A 20,215-nucleotide genomic window follows, 5' to 3' on the forward strand; every position below is an offset into this window, starting at 1 on the left:
CCTACATGGACTATTCGAATACCGCCGTCATAATCCCCTGTTACAACGAAGCGCTGACGATTGGCAAAGTTGTCGACGATTTTCATCGAGAGCTGCCCGGCGCAGTTGTCTATGTTTACGACAACAACTCGTCCGACGACACTTCGCAAATCGCCAAGCAGCACGGGGCTAAGGTGCGCCACGAGCCCAGGCAGGGCAAAGGTAACGTGTGCCGTCAAATGTTCCGCGATATCGATGCCGAGTGCTACTTAATGGTCGACGGCGACGATACATACCCCGCCGAAGCTGCCAAGTCACTCTGCAATCCCATCCTTACCGGCGAAGCAGATATGACCGTTGGCGATCGCCTATCAAACGGCACCTATGCCGAGGAGAATAAACGAGCCTTTCACGGCTTTGGCAACAACCTTGTTCGTGCCATGATCAAATGGATTTACGGCTACAGCTTTGACGACGTGATGACCGGCTACCGAGCCATGAGCAAGCCCTTCGTCAAGACCTTCCCCGTATTGAGCGAGGGCTTCCAGATCGAAACCGAGCTCTCCATCCACGCCGTCGATCACCGCTGGCGCATTCAGGACGTGCCGGTAGAGTATCGAGATCGGCCTGAGGGCTCTGAATCCAAACTCAATACGGTCAGCGACGGCATCAAAGTCATCGCAATGATCGGAACGCTCTTTAAAGACTATCGTCCGCTCAAGTTCTTTAGCCTTATCGCGCTCATCTTTGCCATCATAGGGCTCGCCCTCGGTATACCAATCGTCGCAGAGTACTTCCAGACCGGATTAGTCCCCCGCTTCCCCACCGCAATGCTCGCCGTCTCGTTCATGTTCCTATGCGGTCTTAGTCTGGCAACGGGGCTTATCCTCGACTCGGTTGCGAAGGTCGAAAGAAAGCAATGGGAGCTACAAGCCTATAAAACCTATTCAAAATAAGATGAGGTCCGGACTTAATCCGGACCTCATCTTATTTAAGACCCAAGTACTCTTCCCAGAACTCTCGAGAAGCCATGTACGGCATGGCATCTTTCCATGTCCTCCTGACGCTCTTGCCTTCTTTGCGATAGCGCGCCATCAGTTCGTGCTCTCGACGGCGAATACTCTTGAACCGCGCTCGGTCCATCGTGCGAACCGATCCTTTCTCGCGGGTCGGATCAAGAAAGACCAGCGTCTTGCAGCGCGTCGAGTTGCCCTCAAGCGTACAGCTGCCGTTCTTTACTACATAGCCAGCTTTCCCGCGCAACAGCGCATCGGGAAGATAGTGCTTGTCGTAAGGAATAGATCTCCAATACTTCATAAACTTTGAAGGACGGAATTCCAGATTAACATTAGCGAGCACTTGCTCCGTAACCCCAGCATTACGAAGAAGCTCTGGATCCATTTGGGAAACAGGAATCAGCTTTTCGTTTAACTTACCCTTGCCGATCATCGTAACGGCACCATCAAGCTTCTGGAGATACTCAGGGCCACGCAGATAATCCTCAAAGCCATCGAGAATAAACTCGGCAGCCTGATAGTCCATATCGCGCAAGTTCTGACGTACCCCTCGCTGAATACGAAGGACAAACATCTTCTCATCAGCACAATCATCAAGAGCAATCATGGCAAAGAAGTTGCGGAAGTACTGGTAGCAATCCACCGAAGCCCTGAAACGCCCCTCAAAGCTTGCGTGCCACACGCAAATGCAATTCATAGTCATATAGACAGGCTTATTGCGCATGCCAAACTCAACGTCGTCACAGCGGATAAAGAAAGGCATGGGAAGACCGTTCTTTTCGATAGCTTTCACAGGGATGCAGCTATACCACCAAGCTCCGTAGGCTTGTTCAACCTCAACGCTCATGCGTTCATTTTCGAGGATGTCAGCCAGCTTGCCAACATTCAGATCCCCTTTTACGCGACGATAGGCACCAGTAGTCGCCACATACGAGACATCCTCGAACTGGCGAATAGGATTCTCCATCGAAAGCATGGCGCCATTAATAAAGGCATCCTTATATTTTCCCTTAGTAAGAGAAAGAAGGTTGAACGTGCGAATCAAGCTCTCGGGCATGATGGAGACATCGTCATCCATCAAGATGATATGGGTGAACTGACCTGGAGTTTCGGTAGCCGCCATCATTCCACGTGCGAATCCTCCCGAACCGCCTGTGTTGGGGTTCGGGAGCACGGTGACCAGATCATCGGAAAGCGACGCAGCATCGAGCGTCTGGCCATTGTCGACGACAAACATGTGGAAGTGGTCGCGAATCGGACCATCCTCTTTAGAGATGCCGGTTTTAACAAGCTCAATGTTTGGAAGAATATATCGTTCATTCTTAAATGTAGTAGTAGAAAGAGCAAGATTGATCGGGTTAATTGAGCCCTCAGAAACATCCGTCAGGTAGGAAGCGCTCAAAAGGTCAACGGAATAGCCCTCGTCGCTCTCAATCCAAAAACCGATCAAGTCGTAGCCGGTTGTATCGATATCGATATCGAGAACGCAAGGATCAAGTTTATCGCCATCAAAAGGATGCGATTTAAGCTCGACAGGATTCAGCTCGCCAGACCTCACTCCATGAACGACAACCCGTCCTCTGCCAAATAAAGCCATATGCAAGACGACGCCGTCAACAGACGCATATTGATGCCATTTACATGCAGATAGGCCATTTACATACGTCAGAAAGTCAACGTTTCCATTGATATGAAGTGAATGAATGTTGTCATCATACGAAGCATCGCCGGAGAGCACGCGATAGTAGAGTTCAGGAAAATACTTTGCATGCTTTTCAATTTTAAGTACAACATTCGCAAGTTTAAACTGCATTTTAAATACCTTAATCAAAGCCGTTGTAACTACTAATTACATTCGTCAACAAACCTTGCCATCGCGGAGCGAACATCGGGATCGGACAAAACATCCTTTGCAAAATGATCATGCCCGCAGATGTCCATAGGCATGTAAGGCCATCCAGGATAACAGGCGTCAGCGACCTTTTCCGCTTTCGCAGGAACCGAAAAAGAGAAACCGCCAAACGGATGCTTTCTTACGGGAAGAATATCGTTGCGATCCCAAATTATTTTACGCTTAGGGGCATCAAAAACGTTATCAATCGCGTATGCAAAATCGCCATGAGGCTCATCAGTCAACAAACCAAGTGCATGAGCCTTTTCGTTATACGAATCGAAAACACCCTGAACAAGATCAATATCCGCAGAAGAAATAACAGCTCTCTGAGCCTCCAAGTCAACATCCCCGCACTGCACACTAAGACCGCTGTCAGGGTGGACCATCCAAGGATTATCTTTCCAAAAACTAAACTCACCCTCATTTTGGTCAAAGAAATCCATAAGTTCAATTCTGAGTTGCCTAAGCTGATTGTTCGCGCGCTTAGAATTCTCGGCAGCCCAGTCATAAATCGAAATGTCTACGAAACAAGGAATAAGCGGGTTAGTTGAACAAAAACGAACTTGACGGCACTTTACAAACCAGTCGTATACAAGAGTGATTTGATAATCAGGATCATCTTTTAAGGCGGCAGTGAGCTTATCCACATCGGACCTAATCATGCAGATATCAATATCGTCGTCCCAAGGAATAAACCCCGATCGAGACAAAGTCCCCACAAGAGAGCCATAAGAAAGCCAGTATTGGATATTATTGGCGGCGCAAATCGCGTCTAGCTTGCTCATCAACGCCGCATTTGCCTGCTGCATCAATCGAATATCACCCTCGGCATCAGGTAACGCATCAAAGATTTTGCAACGAAGCTCAAAGGGCGTGAGATCGGGGTATGCACGCCGAGCCAGCAATTCAAAGCGAAGAGCCATCTGTTCCGATAGGCTTTGTTGGCGTTGCTTGAGCAATTCAATTTCTGGAAATAACCGAGTATCGAATTTGTAATTGATATTCATATTGATGCCGTTATCAGCCTGCTCGATACGCGAAAATACCTCGTCAAAACGGCGATCCATATCCTCATGCATGGCATGTAATGATCGGGATGAGCCGGGAAGAATCTTTTTTATATTTGAAAGCAAGGACATGACTTAACCTTCCCATCAACGAACAATGAAAGAAGCACAATTGCACTTATGATACAAAAGAATGAGTGGGTCCCACTTTGAAACCCACTCACACGAAGACTACTCAGACGCCTCTTTCAAATACTGTTTCCAAAAATCAATCGAAGTAAAGACATCTCTATACGAAGCGTATTCGGCATAAATCTTATCTTTGTTACGCTTGAATTCCTTCTCGGCTTTACGAAAACGAGTCCAAACCTCTTTGAATCGCTTCTTGTCCATATGTCTAATGGCACCCTTTTTATTAGGCATATCTACCACAATAAGCGTGTCAACATCCCTAATTTTACCAGCGGGATAGACCCATCCCGCAGCATCAATAACAGCAACCTTGTCTCTACGCTTTGCTGAATCATTAACGAAACGGTGACCATTAATGGTCAGATAATCCTTAAACGCCTGCAGCCTAGACCTGTCGCCCCCAAGACTCAAATTGCCAAAAGTTAACTGCGTCAAGTCGACGCCCAGCTCTAGCGCTTGAGGGACGAGTTGCTCGATGGGAATCAATTGTTCCCTTTCACGATTTGCCGCCATAAAGCGAGCTTCAGCAACCGGATGAGAAATCCACTCTGGGCCTCTCAAAAAATCTTCAAGGCCCTTTACAGCAAGAAGAGCGTCATCGTAGTCAAATTTCTTCAGGTCTAGTTCGACCTCACGACGAATCTCATAAAGAAAATCAGCAAGGGGAGCAACGCCGGTCGTCGCTTGGCTAATCAGCGTATTTCGGCTCACCTGATAACGCTCCACAGCGGCACTGTACTTAAACTTAAAAGAATTATGCCAAACGCAAATACCATTCATGGACATGAACCTAGGCTTACAGCGAAGCGCGTACTCGGCGTCATCCGAACGAACAAATAAAGGCAAAGGCAGCCCCTCGCGCTCAATCGTTGCGGTAGGTATAACGCAATACCACCAGCCAGCATACTGTTGGGCAGTGTCCTCATAAAGGCCAGTTGGGGCCTTATATATCTCGGTCTCAACCACATCATGAAGTGAAGTCATATAGCCTTCAGGCTTAAGGGGAGAAAAAGTTCCCTTAGCAGTAAAGAACCCCAAATCCTCGGTACGCAAATTGAGCTCTTCCAAGCTCATCATTGCGCCCGATAAAAAGGCGTTAACATATTCTTCTTTGAGAAGAGAAAGCAGATTGAACGTACGGATAAAGCTCTCGGGAAGAACCTCAACATCGTCGTCCATCAGGAGAACATGAGTCGCTTTAGGATTCTGTTCCAGCGCCTCGATCATGCCACGAGCAAACCCACCGGAACCGCCGACATTTGGATTAGGATGAATCGAAATACGATCCGATCCAGAGTTGCAGTCTAAGGATCTGCCGTTGTCGACAACATGGACATGAAAATGTTCCGAAATTGGCTCTTTACTAGAAAGAATCCCCTCTTTAATGAGATTTAGATTGTTAAGGACGTACTGTTCTTTTTTAAATGTCGTAATAGCAAGAGCTAATTCGACTGGATGAATGCAGCAAGGATCAACATCCACATAATAATAGGCATCATCAAGCGTCAAATCGCCGGAACTTTCAATGCTGAAGGAATGTAGTGTTTCACCAGTCTGCTCGGTAATTTCGATATCAACGGAAGCCCAAACATCAGAAGAAGAGAAGCTGCGATTGGAGTCCGGAACAACACGGGAGCTCCAATCAAGATTACCAACGGTCCTCTGCTGAAATTCAAAACCGGCACCCCGATATTTGAAATGAAGATAAAAAGACCCAGCATTCGAGTACTCTTTCCACTTCATTATAGAAAGAGAATTAAAATAAGTGGAAAAATCAACCCAAGAAGAACCAAGCAATCTCAGAGAAGATGGAGAATCAGAAATCGCCCTACCGGCTAGCTCTCTAAAAGAGAGGGTCGGGAATTGATCAAACGCCTGGTTACCACTGAAGATGAGATTCGCCAACTTAAACTGCATGAGGCTCCAATTTCAATTGATACTAAAACAATAATTACTCTAAATCGATGCGATACAGCCTAGAATGCCCCGATTTTTTTAATAGTGTAAACCCAGGAGTCTTATCGTTAATCTCCTCGATACCATCCCAGTCATCCGGGTTATACGTAAAAACATGACCTCTTGATTTACAATTATCGGAATCGAGCAATAGTACATAATGGGCACCGGTTACCTTAACGGCCTGCCTCATCTCGGAATCCGACCCAATCTTATAGAGTCCATGCCTTATGACCCTACTGGCGATGGACTCGTTGGGGTCATTCTCGGGAGAGCTGTTTAAAGAGCGATAGTACACCTGAATATCAGAAGACCCGTAAAGAAAAGCTGATCCGTCATAGGGCGAATTTAAAACAACGGAATCACCCACAATCTCCTTTACAGACGATGCAAATTCAAGCTCTTTCGCATTTAATTCCTCTGGGTTGTACATGTCATAGTCTCGTTTGATTACATTCCTTGTTTTGCCAAAAACCATTTCAACGTTAAGGAAGCCCGGAATCTGAAATGAAGGATAGAAAACAGCCGTAACAAAAAGCACGACAAATATAGCGGAATAAAGTCGATTGAACGATCCGGCAGACATATGCTTGCTGTCAAGAATTCTCTTTCTTAGCTCAACGAAAACAATCGAAGAACCAAAGACCGCCAACGGAAACGCGGCAAGCGTGCACAACGTAGCTGTTCTATATGGATCAGCATACCAAAATCCAGCAAACCACGGTTTAAATACTGCCTCTGTAGCACCTGTGGAGAAATGAATGGCTAACGCAAGAAAATAAGAAACAGATATCCAGCGAAGCTCAACGCGCTGCAGGGTATAAAACAGTCCCACAATGACGAATAAACCAAGAACAAGATTACTGGGAGAATCCGGAGAGTACGACTGGCAGAGGAAATTGACCAACATTTGCGAAGCCGACGTATAGTGACTCCAGCTAACGCCAACAACTCCTTGCATCATGGGTAAATTATATGCAACGATCCAAGCGGCAACAAAGCAGACCACTAGGCCAACCGCAGCTGAAAACGACTTAAGCGGAGTGAGATTTTTCGCAATGCAAAAGCTATACAACCTTGCAGCCGCGTATGGAAGCAGCAAAACGCCAACAGAGAAAACCCCATTAGGTTGAAGCAAAAATAGGTCGAACAATCCGAAAAGAAATAAAAAGGCCAACAAAACTCTGTTTTGGATAGACAGACCTTCGCCCTTAGTTAGGCTCATGAATACGGAACAAACTGAGCATACAAGACAAAAAGCGGCAAGATTTGAATATAGGACACCGAAGGTAAGCAGCCTCCACGGGAACGCATATGCAGAAATGCAAATTAAAGCTCCCAGTGCGAGACAAGTCTTTTTTTCAGTAATGACACTCATCAACGCAAAGCAGCTCATTGGAAATACGAAAGCAACAAGCGAGAAATTAACTGCATTGATAGCGACAGCAGCGCTAATAGAAAGAAGATTGCTCACCAGCGCGCAGATTACGTGCCATGCAGCGGGGTAAAACCCAGCTCCAGTGGAACCATATCCAGGAACGGTTGGGTAAACGCTTATTCCCGCAGGAGAATAGCAGCCAGTGGTTGCAAGAGCATGAATCTCATTGAGATGATACGAATTGTCTATCGACACTGAAAAAAACTCAGGCGAACCGAGAACGGACACAAAGACATAGATAGCAGCAATAAACCCAACGATCAGGTACAGGACTTGATAGAAACCAGCGTCTTTAGTATTCAAATAACCAGAACAGGACCCTACGGGCATCTGAGTAGATCCCACAAGGCGCCAGACAAAAGATGCAACGAAAACCAAAATCGGAATCGCTAGTTCAAGGCAGATGAAAACCCACACATTTACAGAGTGAAGAAATACCGAAGTAATAACACCGGTCACACAAGTAATGAAAATAGAAACGATTGGAGCAATTGCCAATTTTGACAACCGAATACTCTTAAAAGGGGAAAGTAAAAGGTACCCAGGAAAAAACAGCAGAAAAGAGGCCACTGCAATTGCGCCAGTAAATGAAATCCAAGTGCTCATACACAATCCTATTGCCTAAAAGAAGGTGTTATTTATCTAATGCGACCGCCTGAACAAGAGAATTCAAGCGTTCCTCCAACTTAGCCAAGCGCAGGGAATTGCAGAAATCGCGCACTACGAGAACAGCAATCACGTATAAAAACACTAAGTTCGAAGGTGAAACAAAACCAAAGAGAGATGAAATAGCGGTTGCTATTTCGGGAAAAATGCCTAAAATTACGAAACTTAAGCTAAATAATAGCCAAAACAAGGAATCCAGAGCTTGCATCTGGGACTTCTTAAGCTTTCGGGCAACAAAAATCAAAACAATAGCAGCGCTGACGATCAGCAACACGCGAAGCGATATAGACACAGCAATCACCTAAACCACTGAACAATAAGAAGCGTTACAAATACCCGGAGCATATACTGTATGGACTTAACCGGATTTAAGTAGCTCTCCCCACCTTGGCGTTCACGCATGGAAACCTGGACCTCGGAGACCGAATATCCTTGTTTTAAAAATAAGGCGATTGATTCTGGCTCGGGATTAAGAGTGTTGTCGTAATAATACCTTTCGAGCACAGGGCGACTAAACAGCCTAAATCCGGATGTAGGATCACTGATGCGATGGCCAGTCAGCGCCTTAATCAAAACAGTAATCATGCGAGAACCAACCATACGCATCGATTTGTCTTTGCGAACAGTCAGAAACCTAGAACCGATAACGATATCGGAACCAGTTTTTTCCGCCTTCTCAACAAGGGCAGCCAAATACTCCGGACGATGTTGCCCGTCAGCATCAAATTGAATCATATAGTCATAACCATGGTCGACGGCATATCGAGCCGCGGTCTGAAAGCCAACAGTCAGGCCGCAGTTAATAGGCATCGTAATGACATTACAGCCCAACGAATCACAAATCTCGCCCGTTCGATCCCGAGAACCGTCGTTGATAATAATGAAGTCAAACTCTGGCGCAATCGAACGGAGCTCTTTTACCGTGCCTTCAATGCACTCCTCTTCGTTATATGCAGGAATAGCAATAAGCACATTCGATTTAGACGACAATCGAGCACCATTCTCTCGTGGTAAATCAGTAGAACCTGAACAGCCATTCAATATATCTTATGAGTAGCTGAACCATATGATTATTATATATTCACTCATATCGCATTGGCATATAGGATAGGAAACAAACGAGCATACCCCTATACATGCAAAATCGTGTTTTACCATAGAGACAAGGAATCCAAATGAAAGTGACAGTTATCGTCCCAGTCTATAACGTTGAAAAGTATCTTGGTCGTTGTCTCGACAGTCTCGTCAACCAAACTTTTTCTGATTATAAAGTGCTTTGCGTTAACGACTGCAGTCCTGATAACAGCTGCGATATTCTCTCGAGGTATCAAGAAAAGTTTCCATCTAAGATTCAAGTTCTAAACAATGAGCGCAATTTAGGTCTTGGTCGAACAAGAGAAAGAGCTCTCAAACATGTTGATAGCGAATATGTTCTCTTTGTAGATAGCGATGACTATGTCGCCCCCAACTACATCGAAACGTATCTTCAAGCAGCCGAAGATGGCGACTACGACATCATCGCAGGAGGTTTCATAAGGGATATTGATGGCAAACTGAAAAGGCATCGCATATCAAACAGCGTATGGAGTACGACGACCTATGCAATTGCATGCGCAAAACTCTTTAAAAAGTCCTTTATCGAAGAAAACAAACTGGGCTTTACCGGTGTCCCTTGCGGTGAGGATATCTACTTTAGCCTCTGCGCCTTTTACTGCAACGCGAAAGTGAAAATCATTCCATACGAGGGCTATTATTACTACTTCAACCGCCAATCCATCACCGGTTCAATGAACTACAAGAAAAATCATGAGCAAATCATGGCGGAAATGTTTGATCTTTTCCTTCAGAGCCACGATCTCTCAAAACTACCGAAAAGCAGATTCGATGTTATTGAATACACCTATTTAGCAAACATGATCAATGCCTTGGTTGTTTTTAATAAGGGTTGCGGACCAAAGCTAATGAAATCAAAGTATGCTTTTGTGTTTTCACATGCCAGAAGGAATTTCCCGAACTATCTAAAAAATCCTCACATAGGTATTCTAAAACCAAAAGGCCAGACATTAAAAATTCGCCTAGGTGTAGGGGTGATGCTGGGATTGCAGAAGTTACACCTTGACTGGCCTGCATACTACATTATTTCTAAGCTGTAATTACCCCTAATAGCAACAGCCTCTTAACGCAAAGGATAACTATGCGACGAATATTAATTGTCAGCGCATACTACTCCCCTCACATGGGGGGAGTGGAGAGGTACACCGAAAATCTCGCAAAAAAATTGACTGAGCTTGGCAACAAAGTTGTTATACTCACTTCTTCCAATTCCGAGCGAAGTAACGGAATCACTAGTGACAACGACATCTCTTTGATCGAGGTGCCCTCGTTGTCTCTAATGAATGACAGATTTCCTATTATCAAACCTATACCAAGCACATACCGGATTTTTAATCAGATAATGAAACTGTCCATTAGCGACATCATTATCAACACTCGCTATTATCCAATCTGTCTCCTTGCATGCAGGATTGCTGTAAAGAAGCACATACGGCCGGTTTTGATTGACCATAGCTCAGGATACTTGTCTACAGAAAAAAGTCCAATGGGTTATCTCATGCGATTGTATGAAGGACTGTCAACAAAAATCATTTCTAGAAGCAAACCGGTTGCATGTGCAGTTTCGAATCGAAGCTTACAGTGGATAAAAAGCTTGGGGTTTTCACCCCATTCCGTAATACCCAACTCGATTGATGCTGATGCATACTGCTTATCTGCATCAAAAAGAGACTGGGATTCTGAGCTTAATATATCTCCTGACGCATTTGTCGTTGCATATGCCGGTCGCCTGATTGAGGAAAAAGGCGTCATGAAGGCAATAGAAGCAATTGACGGCATTCATGGCAAAAACATTCATTTGATTATTGCGGGCAGTGGTCCATTAAATACAGCGGTGTCCAACGCGCAAAATGAAAGAATCCATTTTGTCGGAAGATTAAATGAACCTGACATGTCATCCTTGCTACGCTATGCTAGCTGTTTTCTTATGCCTAGTGAATATCCAGAGGGCATGCCAACCGTTCTTCTTGAGGCTGCAGCTCAAAAGTGCGCAATCGTGGTTAGTAATTGCGCAGGCGCATCCGATATCATCCCCGAAAGCAATTTCGGTACAGTTTTGCAAGACTGCGCAATTGACTCTATTAAAAAGGCTGTCCTTGTATATTTCGAAAACCCGGATTTACTTTTTGAGCACTCTCATAATGTTCATGATCTAGTCTGCACGCGATTCACATGGAGTCAGACCGCCTTGAATCTATGCACAAATGTCCTAGATACGCTATCTACTAACAATAATTGAGGGCACTTGGCGGCTATTTAATCCCCCGTTGCCCTCAACCCATCAAAACAATAATCCTTTAGGGCACGCTACTGCCCCTGTGCCCTGTACCTAGCCTCGGTGGCCTCCTTGGCCGGGCGCCACCAGGACTCGTTGGCGACGTACCATTCGATGGTCTGTCTGAGCCCCTCGGCGAAGTCGGTGTGCGCCGGCCTCCAGCCGAGCTCGCGCTGGAGCTTGGTCGAGTCGATGGCGTAGCGGCGGTCGTGGCCGGGGCGGTCGGCGACCCAGTCGAAGTCCTCGGGGTCCTTTCCCATCGCCTCCAGGATCATGCGGAGCACGGTGATGTTGTCCCTCTCGCCGTCGGCGCCGATGAGGTAGGTCTCCCCCATGCGGCCCTTGGTCAGGATGTCCCAGACGGCCGAGGAGTGGTCCTCGGTGTGGATCCAGTCGCGGACGTTCTCGCCGCGGCCGTAGAGCTTGGGGCGCACGCCGTCGACGATGTTGGTGATCTGCCTGGGGATGAACTTCTCCACGTGCTGGTAGGGGCCGTAGTTGTTGGAGCAGTTGGAGATGGTCGTGCGCAGGCCGTAGGTGCGGGTCCAGGCGCGCACGAGCATGTCGGAGGACGCCTTGGTGCTCGAGTACGGAGAACTCGGCTTGTACGGCGTCTCCTCGGTGAACTTGGCGGGGTCGTCGAGCGCCAGGTCGCCGTAGACCTCGTCGGTGGACACGTGGTGGTAGCGGACGCCGTGCTTGCGGACGGCCTCCAGCAGGCGGAAGGTTCCCTCGACGTTGGTGCGCAGGAACGGCTCGGGGTCGGCGATGGAGTTGTCGTTGTGGGACTCTGCGGCGTAGTGCACGATGGCGTCGTGGCCCGGGACGATGCGATCCAGCAGCCCGGCGTCGCAGATGTCGCCCACGACGAGCTCCACGCGGTCGGCGGGCAGCCCGGCGATGTTCTCGGGGTTGCCGGCGTAAGTCAGCTTGTCCAGGACGGTCACGTGCACGTCCGGGTGGTTGTCCACGACGTAGTGCACGAAGTTGCTGCCGATGAAGCCGCAGCCGCCCGTGACGATGATGTTCTTGGGTTCAAAGGTCTCAGACATGAGGGGTTCTTCCTAGTACTCGCGCGGGCTGTTGACGATCTCGCCGGCGGCGACCTTCTTTAGGTGCCGGCCGTAGACAGACTTGCCATAAGCCTTAGCAGCCTCTTCTAGTTCTTCGGTATCAATCCATCCATGCTCCCAAGCAATCTCCTCGGGAACCGAAATCGGCAAATCCTGACTATGTTCAACAGCCCGAACAAACTCAGATGCCTCATGGAGGCTCTCCATAGTACCGGTATCAAGCCAAGCATAGCCCCGGCCAAGAGTAACTACAGAAAGCGTTCCATCCTTAAGATACATGCTTATGAGATCAGTAATCTCAAGTTCACCTCGGGCCGACGGCTTGACCTTTTTTGCTCTTTCGGCAACATCTCCCGGATAAAAATAAAGCCCTGTGATCGCATATGAAGACTTAGGATGCTCTGGCTTCTCTTCAATTGATACCGCTAGACCATTTTCGTCAAACTCGACAACACCAAAACGCTCCGGATCATCTACATGATAGCCAAAGACCGTTGCGCGACCAGCTTCAGCATTATGAACAGCTCGAGTCAAATGTCGAGACAGTCCATTGCCATAGAAAATGTTATCTCCAAGTACAAGGGCGCACGGCTCGCCATCAATAAAGTCTTCTCCAATTGTAAATGCCTGAGCCAGGCCATCGGGGCTCGGTTGCTCCGCATAAGACAGCCTGACACCATAACGAGAGCCATCTCCAAGCAAGCGTTTAAAGTTCGGGAGGTCAACAGGAGTGGATATGACTAAAATATCCCTAATCCCAGCAAGCATCAGAGTTGACAATGGATAGAAAATCATAGGTTTGTCATAAATTGGCAACAACTGTTTTGAGGTCACAAGCGTAAGTGGATACAAACGTGTACCGGATCCACCGGCAAGAATGATGCCCTTCATTAATTAAACTCCCGAGCTGGAAAAACACTTATATAAATAATAATCAAATAGCTAACTTTGCACTATGACGCTGGGTTTCATTCGAATAGTTTTCAATTTAGATATTTGAATATCACTTAGGCATTAATTAACTGTAATAATTCTGCTACTTAGATGAAACCAGGAGCAAAGCCGAATCAATAAGACCTTGTAGTCGCAATTTGTGCAATACAGTTTTCGCAATTAACGCTATCGACAGCTTTACTCTCATTCCATTCGATAGAGACGAAGCAGAAACGTTCAGTTCATGAAACGCATCTTTCGGGCTAATACCTTTTCTAAAAGCATAATCATAAGCCAGCGTGTACTTCTTCCTTTCAATGCCATCAAAAACCGAAGCGGGAAGAAGGGTCGAAAGACTGGTGAGCATCTCGATAATCTTTCTATCGAAAATAGCCGCATGTTCCTTATTTTCGAGTCTTTCTCCCGTCCATGAACTCACGTTATTGACTCGATATCTTCCCATTGCCTCCGGAATGCAAACGACATTTCCCCGTGTAGCCATATAGAGCATAATAGGCCAATCCTCAACGGGACATTTAGCCGGTCGCCACGAGATATAGTCCTGTAAATATGAATTACGGCAGAAAAAACTACACGTCTGGAGCGCTCCGCCGCCTCGTTCAACCAAGTCCGGAAGAGAAAAAAGGCGAGGGGCATCGTACTCATTCACTCGCCCAATAACAGACTGCCTGCCGTCATCGAAAATCTCAACTGAATGAGCACACATAGCGCAATCGGAATGCGAGCTAAGGTATTCGAATTGTCTCTGGAGTTTATTAGCATCCGTCCAGTAGTCATCGCATTCTAGAAGTGCAACATATTCTCCCTTTGCCGAAGGGATCAAATACTCAGCAATGGGAGACTTGCCTTTTGAGTACTGATTTTCATCCGGAAATATCGTTTTGACCAAATTAGGGTATCGACTTTGATAGTCCAATATGACATCACGAGAACCATCTGTAGAGCAATCGTCATAGATAATGATTTCAAAGGGTATATCGGTTTTCTGACAGAGAACAGAATCAAGAGATTCACGAATATACTTTTCATGATTGAATGATAGCATCAGCACGCTGATACCTGGGTTTGACACTTTTCTAGCTCCTTAAAACAGCGCTGAACATAATTACCGATTGGGTTTAGGATAAAGCATGAAAGACGTCTCAACGGAATCACTAAAAGACCGAGCAATCACTTCTTTTGTTTGGAATTTTCTCGAAAAAGCAGGAAGCCAAGGCATCGCACTTATCATCCAAATAGTCCTGGCGCGCCTACTATCGCCGAATGATTTCGGCATTATGGCAATAATGGTTGTCTTCGTTAATATTGGAAACGTGTTCGTACAGTCTGGTCTTAACACAGCAATTATTCAAAAAAAAGATTTAAGCGAATTAGACATTGATACCGCTTTTTGGCTAAGCTTTGCAACGGCAAGCATCCTATATTGTGCATTGTTCTTCTCTGCTCCTCTAATCTCCAGTTTCTATTCGATGGATGCCCTCATAACACCACTTAGGGTTTTATGCCTGATTTTCATTTTCAACTCGATTTACGCAATTCAGGTTGCAATAGTTACAAGAGAACTTGATTTCAAGCGCATATTTAAAGCTAACTTAATTGCAATGCTACTTAGCGGTGCGGCAGGAATCGCAATCGCAGTACTGGGATACGGGGTTTGGGGTCTTGTTACTCAACAGGTCGTATTCAGCATTGCAGGATCAATCGCAATCAGTTTTGAAACCCGCTGGTTCCCAAAACTACAATTTTCTTTCAGTGAAGCAAAGGCGCTGTATTCATTTGGATGGAAGTTGCTCGCTTCGGGATTAATCGAAACGACCTATCAGTCTCTATCAGATTTAATCGTTGGTAAAAAATATAATTCTTCCGCTCTTGGATATTTCAATCAAGGAAAAAAATATCCCATGGTGCTGGGAACAGTTCTCGATTCAACTATTCAACCGATTATGTTATCAACGGTCTCAAGAGTTCAATCTGATATTGATAAAGTTAAAGGCATTGTACGACGGTCCCTTAAATCCTCGGCATATGTCATTTTCCCGCTAATGGTATTCTGCGCAGTGGTCGCCGAACCGTTAATCCGATTTGTGCTGGGCGAGCAATGGGTGGGATCAGCCCCCTATTTTCGTGCCTTTTGCATTGTCTATGCACTATTGCCAATTCATTCAACGAATCTGCAGGCATTAAACGGCATAGGACACACCGATATATATCTCAAACTAGAAATCTTAAAAAAGGTAATTGGTACAGCGATTTTGCTTGTAGCGACCTTCTTTACAAGTGATATAAAGTTTATATGTTACGGCTACATACTTGATGGGCTAATTTCGACTTTTATAAACGCATTCCCCAATAAAAAGTTAATTCACTACTCGTATCTAGAACAAATGAAAGATTTGGCACCAACTATTTTCGCAACTCTAACATCGGCGCTCTTTTCACTAGCCGCAACTGTTGTAATGGATGAATCTACAATTGCTTGCGCAGCAGTACAATTCATTTTAATGCTTGCAGCATATATTGCGCAGTCGATCATATTCAAAAATGACGCTTTTACTTATTTGCAAAATGAACTGATGTCTCGTTTTTTAAAACACGCTTAAAAAATATGAGCTGTAGCCAGATAAAAAAGGCTGCAGCTCATATACACGACCGCTACATGGCCAGGTTAACGAAACAACATCTCTTGCAACGTAAGAAGCTATTTAAATAGATTAATAGCTTCTTTTAAGCACTGCAGGAACTCCTGCATAAAGGCCGCCCTGCTTAAAAGAATCAAGCACAACAGAACCCGCAGCAACAACTGAATCACATGGAACAGAAACGTGGTCAGAAACGCTTGATCCTATACAGAGCCATGTTCTATCCCCAATAATCGTACCGCCACCAAGTGCAACTTTAGGCGAAAGGTGAACGCCTTGGCCAATTTGGCATTCATGCTCAACGATAGCCCCCGTATTGATAATGCAGCCGTCCCCAACACAGGCAAATGAATTCACAACAGCTGATGCCAAAACCACAGAGCCTCTGCCAATGGTTGAAAGAGGACTGACACTCGCATTTGGATGGATAATTGACGGTAGAGAAACGCCCGCGGCGGTCAGTCGCTTGATCTTATTCATGCGCGCGTAGTTATCACCAATTGCAACCACAACACCGCAATAATCGGCAATCATTTGCTCAATCGAAATATGATTTTCATTTATAATTCGAAACCCCGGAATGGGCGAAGGCGAGGCAACGTTCGAAGCAAATACAACGTCCGCATCCGAGTTTAGCTGCAGCAGGCAATCTAATACCGATTTACCGTGACCCCCCGAACCAATAATAAGAAAAGGTTTCACTATCATTCTCCGCGGCCACAATTAAGAACGGTATCGCATATTAAATCAACATCTTCAAGCTTGAGGTCGGCATACATCGGTAAAGTCAGCACTCGATCAGAGACATATTTTGCAACTGGCGTCCGCTCGCTTGAGTACACGCTCCTATAGCAAGCATAATCGTTGATAAGAGGATAGAAATATTTACGAGCGCCGACGCCAACAGAAGCCAATGCGTTGAAAGCATCGTCTCGCGTTGCACCAAATTCTTCGGTAAACACCACGGGCAGATATGCATAATTAGACTGAATATTATCAGCCGGGCAACATACTTGCAGTCCCTTAATTCCATCTAAATGCGACCAATACCGTTCGGCAACCTTCTTACGCTTATTAATTTCATTATCTAGATGACGAAGATTACATACGCCCATAGCAGCACAAAACTCATTCATCTTTGCATTGCCGCCGACATATTCAACATCTTCGGGGCCCATAATGCCAAAGTTCTTCCATTGATTTAGCAGCGGATATAAATCAGCGCATTTCATCGTAATCGCGCCGCCTTCGATTGTATTAAATACCTTTGTCGCATGGAAACTAAACATTGACGCATCACCAAAAGTCGCAACGGATATACCGTTAACTTTCACGCCAAACGCATGAGCTGCATCATAAATTACCTTCAAACCATGCTTGTCAGCAATTTCTTGAATTGCATCAATATCGCATATATTTCCATATACATGGACAGGAACGATTGCACTAGTACGCGGGGTTATCAACTTCTCGATAGAAGAAGGATCGAGTGTATAGTTATCTCTTTTAATGTCAGCAAAAACAGGCGTTAATCCTTTTCGGACTATTGCATGAGTTGTACTGGCAAATGAGAACGGCGTTGTGATAACTTCGCCCTTAAGTTGCATTGCTTCAAAAATGCACTCAAGTGCATTATGGCCATTAGTGAACAACGCAATGTTATCGATATCCAGATAATGTTTAAGCTCATTCTCCAATTTCGAATGCTCAACACCCATATTTGTTAGCCAGTGACTATCCCATAAAGGGGCAATTTCATTAAAATACTCCTCCATCGGCGGCATAGACGAGCGAGTGACAAGGATATTCTTTTTGCTATTTGGCATTTGCTAAAACGACTCCATACCTAATCTTGAATATCGGTACAAATAAAAAGAACCACTTATTCCCATTTAAACAACGGTTAAGGGAACACTCAACCTCTACTTAATCAGAACCACAGTTTGATTCCTCTCGCTTTTATTCGCGTTATTAAAACAGGGTCCAATCAGATTACCAGGCAAAATCTGATGCCACATCTTATTCTCATAAGGGGTATCGCCCCAGAAAAAGCCTATATGACAATCGATGGCCCCATTCGTCTTAAAGAAAATAATATCCCCTTTCTGCGCATAGCCGCTATTTAACATATCTCGAACAGTTCTAAACTCATACATTTTGCAACCAGAGTCACAAGCATAACCATACCAACGCCAGGCATTAATATAGCCTCCCCCACCAGGCCCGCCGGCCCATGGCGAATGCGCGTTATTTCTGCCTATCGCTGCAACATCTCCGCCAACAGCAGCATAAGCATGAGCAACAAATCCGGTGCAGTTCATACCTGTATAGCCATCCCATCTTGGACTTCCGTTGGGATAAAGACATGTGTCATATGAGAAGCCGCCGGAATAACGCGTACCCAGATAATAAGAATCATACTGATGCGAAGTAAGCCATGTAAGCAGGCTGATTCTACTAACCCCAAGAACAGTCGAACTTCCGATTGGATTGTAATAAACCTGCGTAGACTTGGAATGAACCGATCCGTCAGGATAGGTAACATCACAGTACAAAGCATAGTAGCCTGGACTCAAGCCCAAATCGGAAGGGTTAAAGTAGGCATCATTAGTGGTTGATTTCGCCCTGAGAACACCCCATTGACTCCAATCCGGTTTCGCCCAGACAAATTTAAATTCGAAAAGACCAGATCTCTCCGCATCAAGAGTTCCCATATCAGCGCGAACGCCCCATGAGCAATCTCCGTCAGTAGATATAGCTGTAATTCTCGAATAGTCCCAAACACCGATATGAATCTTGCGAGCATTAACCTTGCCGTCAGAGCCGCTCACATCACAATAAATATCATACTCACCGGGCTTATCAGGAGTCCAAGATAGGGAAGCATCAGAACCATTCTGAGCAATGCCCCAATTTGACCAGTTGTTCCTACTCCAAACAAATTTATAGTTTAAGAAGCGAGTATCCCCTGCACACTCCGTTGTAACGGTAACCTCATCGCCAGGCCTGATAAATGTATTGGAAACAGAAATACCGTCATAAGACCAGTCTTCAGGCGCAAAGTAGCAGTCTTTTTTACATGTAAGCGTTTGACCAGTTGTTGTATCAATTACATCAACATAGATTGAAATGTCACCTGTTCGCGAAACAACCCAATTTAATGAAGGTTTATCCTCTCCAGATTCTATAACGCCCCATTCATTCCAATTGTTTCTCATCCAAACGTACTTATACTTAACGCCTCTATTATTACGAACAATCAGATTGGGAGTAATAGAAACTGTATCCCCAGCGGAAACTGACTCATCAGAAGGTTCCACGGAGATCGAAGTGAAATTAGACAAGTTATTGTCCACATGCACGGGGAACTTGCGCGTGGTGACGCGGCCGGCCGAGTCGATGGCGTCCACCCAAATGTTGACGTCTCCGGTCACCTCTGGGGTCCAGGGGCAAGACGCGGAGGGCTCGCCCTGGCGGATTGTCCCCCAGCGAGACCATCCGCCCTGCTCCCAGACGAACTTGTACCTGACCGAGCCCGCATTGCCGGAGACGGACAGGCCAAGCTCGCACTCGTCCCCGAGCAGGGGCGACCCGCCGTCGGTAGCCTTCGCGGAGAGGCCGTCGAGGGAGAAGTCCTCGGTTATGCTGACGGGAAGTACGGAGGTCGCGGAGAGGCCGCCGACGGAGACGTCGACGTAGACCCTGTACGAACCGGACGAAGCGGGCTTCCAGGTGCAGGATGTCGCCTCGGACGGCCCCTGCGCAACCCCCCACTCGGCCCAGGAGTCCTTCTGCCAGACGAACTTGAGCTTCGCGCCGGGTGCGGCCGCCGCATGAATGGAAACCTTCATGCCGGGCGACCACTCCAAGTCGGGCCCTCCATCAACCGAGAGTCGGCAAGCGTCCACATGCACGGGGAACTTGCGCGTGGTGACGCGGCCGGCCGAGTCGATGGCGTCCACCCAAATGTTGACGTCTCCGGTCACCTCTGGGGTCCAGGGGCAAGACGCGGA

16 protein-coding genes are annotated in these 20,215 nt (G+C 46.2%); 4 read left to right on the forward strand and 12 right to left on the reverse strand.

Annotated features, from left to right (window positions below; translation table 11 throughout):
• The first annotated feature begins 5 nt into the window (after window positions 1–5).
• Window positions 6–935, forward strand: coding sequence for a glycosyltransferase family 2 protein (locus tag ACTQ05_RS02875; RefSeq protein ID WP_441537895.1), 930 nt, complete (start codon window positions 6–8; stop codon window positions 933–935).
• A gap of 31 nt (window positions 936–966) precedes the next feature.
• On the opposite strand, the gene ACTQ05_RS02880 is transcribed toward ACTQ05_RS02875, so the two are convergent.
• The 6 genes from ACTQ05_RS02880 to ACTQ05_RS02905 form a co-directional block, all read right to left on the reverse strand.
• On the reverse strand, window positions 967–2,808 hold the full coding sequence (locus ACTQ05_RS02880; RefSeq protein ID WP_441083464.1) for a hypothetical protein: 1,842 nt from the start codon (window positions 2,806–2,808) through the stop codon (window positions 967–969).
• Between the two features lie 32 nt (window positions 2,809–2,840).
• Complete coding sequence (locus ACTQ05_RS02885) at window positions 2,841–4,028, reverse strand: LicD family protein (RefSeq protein WP_441083465.1); 1,188 nt, start codon at window positions 4,026–4,028, stop codon at window positions 2,841–2,843.
• A gap of 99 nt (window positions 4,029–4,127) precedes the next feature.
• The gene (locus tag ACTQ05_RS02890; RefSeq protein ID WP_441083466.1) at window positions 4,128–6,005 is read right to left on the reverse strand and encodes a glycosyltransferase; all 1,878 of its coding nucleotides are present in this window, start codon (window positions 6,003–6,005) and stop codon (window positions 4,128–4,130) included.
• 34 nt (window positions 6,006–6,039) lie between these two features.
• Window positions 6,040–8,088, reverse strand: a complete 2,049-nt coding sequence (locus tag ACTQ05_RS02895) for a DUF6541 family protein (RefSeq protein ID WP_441083467.1) — start codon at window positions 8,086–8,088, stop codon at window positions 6,040–6,042.
• A gap of 28 nt (window positions 8,089–8,116) precedes the next feature.
• Window positions 8,117–8,440 (reverse strand): DUF2304 domain-containing protein, encoded by a 324-nt coding sequence (locus ACTQ05_RS02900; protein ID WP_441083468.1) that lies wholly within the window; start codon window positions 8,438–8,440, stop codon window positions 8,117–8,119.
• Window positions 8,441–8,445: 5 nt separating this feature from the next.
• Window positions 8,446–9,138 (reverse strand): glycosyltransferase family 2 protein, encoded by a 693-nt coding sequence (locus tag ACTQ05_RS02905; protein WP_441083469.1) that lies wholly within the window; start codon window positions 9,136–9,138, stop codon window positions 8,446–8,448.
• A gap of 185 nt (window positions 9,139–9,323) precedes the next feature.
• Here ACTQ05_RS02905 and ACTQ05_RS02910 point away from each other — a divergent pair, with 185 nt between their 5' ends.
• Window positions 9,324–10,301 (forward strand): glycosyltransferase family 2 protein, encoded by a 978-nt coding sequence (locus ACTQ05_RS02910; protein WP_441083470.1) that lies wholly within the window; start codon window positions 9,324–9,326, stop codon window positions 10,299–10,301.
• A gap of 83 nt (window positions 10,302–10,384) precedes the next feature.
• On the forward strand, window positions 10,385–11,500 hold the full coding sequence (locus ACTQ05_RS02915; RefSeq protein WP_441537899.1) for a glycosyltransferase family 4 protein: 1,116 nt from the start codon (window positions 10,385–10,387) through the stop codon (window positions 11,498–11,500).
• 68 nt (window positions 11,501–11,568) lie between these two features.
• Here ACTQ05_RS02915 and rfbB read toward each other — a convergent pair whose 3' ends face one another.
• From rfbB to ACTQ05_RS02930, 3 genes are all read right to left on the reverse strand, one after another.
• Window positions 11,569–12,588 carry a dTDP-glucose 4,6-dehydratase gene (gene rfbB / locus ACTQ05_RS02920; RefSeq protein ID WP_441083472.1) on the reverse strand — a complete coding sequence of 340 codons (1,020 nt, stop codon included), beginning with the start codon at window positions 12,586–12,588 and terminating at the stop codon, window positions 11,569–11,571.
• Between the two features lie 12 nt (window positions 12,589–12,600).
• The gene (gene rfbA, locus ACTQ05_RS02925; RefSeq protein ID WP_441083473.1) at window positions 12,601–13,500 is read right to left on the reverse strand and encodes a glucose-1-phosphate thymidylyltransferase RfbA; all 900 of its coding nucleotides are present in this window, start codon (window positions 13,498–13,500) and stop codon (window positions 12,601–12,603) included.
• A gap of 145 nt (window positions 13,501–13,645) precedes the next feature.
• Entirely contained in the window at window positions 13,646–14,635 is a 990-nt protein-coding gene (locus ACTQ05_RS02930) for a glycosyltransferase (RefSeq protein ID WP_441083474.1), read from the reverse strand.
• Between the two features lie 58 nt (window positions 14,636–14,693).
• Here ACTQ05_RS02930 and ACTQ05_RS02935 point away from each other — a divergent pair, with 58 nt between their 5' ends.
• Complete coding sequence (locus ACTQ05_RS02935) at window positions 14,694–16,163, forward strand: lipopolysaccharide biosynthesis protein (protein ID WP_441083475.1); 1,470 nt, start codon at window positions 14,694–14,696, stop codon at window positions 16,161–16,163.
• Window positions 16,164–16,274: 111 nt separating this feature from the next.
• Here the strand turns inward: ACTQ05_RS02935 and ACTQ05_RS02940 are convergent, their stop codons facing one another.
• The 3 genes from ACTQ05_RS02940 to ACTQ05_RS02950 all read right to left on the reverse strand — a co-directional run.
• The gene (locus tag ACTQ05_RS02940; RefSeq protein WP_441083476.1) at window positions 16,275–16,904 is read right to left on the reverse strand and encodes an acetyltransferase; all 630 of its coding nucleotides are present in this window, start codon (window positions 16,902–16,904) and stop codon (window positions 16,275–16,277) included.
• A 2-nt stretch (window positions 16,905–16,906) separates the two neighbouring features.
• A complete protein-coding gene (locus ACTQ05_RS02945) occupies window positions 16,907–18,028 on the reverse strand; it encodes a DegT/DnrJ/EryC1/StrS family aminotransferase (protein WP_441083477.1) in 1,122 nt (373 codons plus the stop codon).
• Window positions 18,029–18,124: 96 nt separating this feature from the next.
• The coding region (locus ACTQ05_RS02950) for a hypothetical protein (RefSeq protein ID WP_441537896.1) at window positions 18,125–20,215 on the reverse strand (2,091 nt) is incomplete at its 5' end.

Source organism: Collinsella sp. LCP21S3_A9 (assembly GCF_052118785.1).
Classification (GTDB): Bacteria; Actinomycetota; Coriobacteriia; order Coriobacteriales; family Coriobacteriaceae; genus Collinsella.